At 55.8% G+C, this 1,931-nt stretch carries 1 protein-coding gene; it reads right to left on the bottom strand.

Annotated features, from left to right (window positions below; translation table 11 throughout):
- Positions 1-454 precede the first annotated feature (454 nt).
- Complete coding sequence (locus XpruCFBP8353_RS22945; RefSeq protein ID WP_243391185.1) at positions 455-1,435, bottom strand: trypsin-like serine protease; 981 nt, start codon at positions 1,433-1,435, stop codon at positions 455-457.
- Positions 1,436-1,931 lie beyond the last annotated feature (496 nt).

The raw sequence follows: 1,931 nt of genomic DNA, 5'->3' as shown, positions 1-1,931 counted from the left end.
TCGCCATCGACGAGAGCAACGGTCACCTCAGTACCGGCGGCGAGCAGTACGAACGCGTGCCGGTTAAATAAGGCCGCGGTTGTCACCAACGCCCGCGTCCAATCCCCGACGGGCGACGCGGACGCTTGCCTCAGAGCCAGGCACACACAGAAATACGACTCAGTGCATCAGCCAGCGCAGGGTGTAACCGTCTGCCACTGCCATGGCATTCACCGCATCGCCTTGCCCGCACGTGACCCACAAAATGATCTAGCCAGTACGTCTACTGCAAATATCGACGCTGCCGGTAACCCTTCGCTTTGCCGGGAATGCTTAGTTTTTCACGCGCGACTCGAGCACATAACAAAGCGCCGCACGGGGGCGGCGCTTTGTTGACTGAAAAGCAATTCCCGCGACTCACGCGGGATGCTGACGGCACAGGCCGACGTCATGAACGCCGATCCGCTCGTCTTTATCAGCCGTGGTGCTGCGTCTGGGTAGCTCCCGCGTCATCGTCCGTCGGGGCCAGCTCCCAAAACGTTTTTTCACCGGCGGGGGACAGCGGATTGTCCTCGCCGGCAGCAGTGGGGAAGTTGGTCGGGGCAAGGGTGTAGTTGTAAAGTTCCTGCATCACCTGTGCCATTGGCGTGTAGAAGAGGATGGAGCGGGTGCGATCGTCACTGGACGAGATGATTCCGATCAGATGCCGGTCGTAGGTGACCACAGGTCCGCCGGAATCGCCGCCGTCAAGGCTGCTGAACTCCGATCCGCTCGCGGCACTGATGTGATCATAACTCGGTCGATAAATTCCCGGCCCGAGCGACATGCCTCGCCACACGCAACGGACACCAGTGCGCCACCCACTTGTGCAGAACGTCTCATCAGGCGTGTTCGACCACCCAGCAACAGGAAGACGCGCTTCCCGTCCCCCCCGTGGCATGAAGACTTGATTGCGCGCGCGGGGCGTATATTGCAAGTAAGGATTGCAGATGGCGGCGCCGCTGTTGTGATGAGCCTGGCACCACGTGTACTGCGGGTTTGGCGCGGGCGATACCCGCACAAGCTCGATGTCCGAGGCTGCGGACTGCCACACGACGGCGCCGATTGCGTTGTTCCCCGAATAGACGGTCCCGAAAGGTATCGAACAGTGCTTGGCAAGCACGAGCCATCGTGTGGCATTTTGGTACGGCGTCAGTCGATATAGAATGTTACTGGGCACCAACACCGCCCCGACGGTGCATGATCCCGTGTCAACGCGGACCTTCGAGCCAGAGATGACCGGCAGGACGTCGCGGTCGGGATTACGAGGGTCTACTTGCGCCATGGCTGCCGAGCACGCGAAGGCCGTGCCGATGGCCATTGCGAGACATGCCACGCGCTTTTGCAGTTGTAGATTTTTCATCAGGGATCGAGTCTTAACCAGGGGTTCGGGATCAGGGAAAATAATGGTTTGCAAGATGCATGTGCGTTTTTTTATAGATCGATAATATCCTAGTGTTATAAATTGCTCTCAAGAAGCGAGTGAAACACCGCTGCAACGCATTTGGCTGCGTTAATCTGACACGAAAATCATTACAAGTAATCAAGTTTCTCTAAGAGAGAAAATCGAGCATGGTCTCAACGGTCGACGTATAGGGCGTTTCGTGAACAATGATCCAGGATTTAATTTCGATTAGATAATCTGGTGTCGCGCCATCTCAATCCGGATTTCCTCCCTGTCTGGCAATCAAGAAAGTTCATGAAAAGACGCTATGAAAAAGAGAATTTCTAAGTGGAAAATTCGGCATATGAGGCCGGCGGCATTGATTGGCAGCTCGGCACCGCTAAATCATTAGGCGATAATTCCGGATCTTAATAACACGGTCAGATTGAGTTTTATAACCTCATAATCGCCGCTCGTATCAAGGCACTGACTTGCGGAAACCTTGACCTCCCATACATCCCCCACCCGC

Origin of the sequence: Xanthomonas prunicola (assembly GCF_002846205.1) — a bacterium.
Lineage (GTDB): Bacteria > Pseudomonadota > Gammaproteobacteria > Xanthomonadales > Xanthomonadaceae > Xanthomonas > Xanthomonas prunicola.
This window is presented reverse-complemented; position numbering and strand designations above follow the sequence as displayed.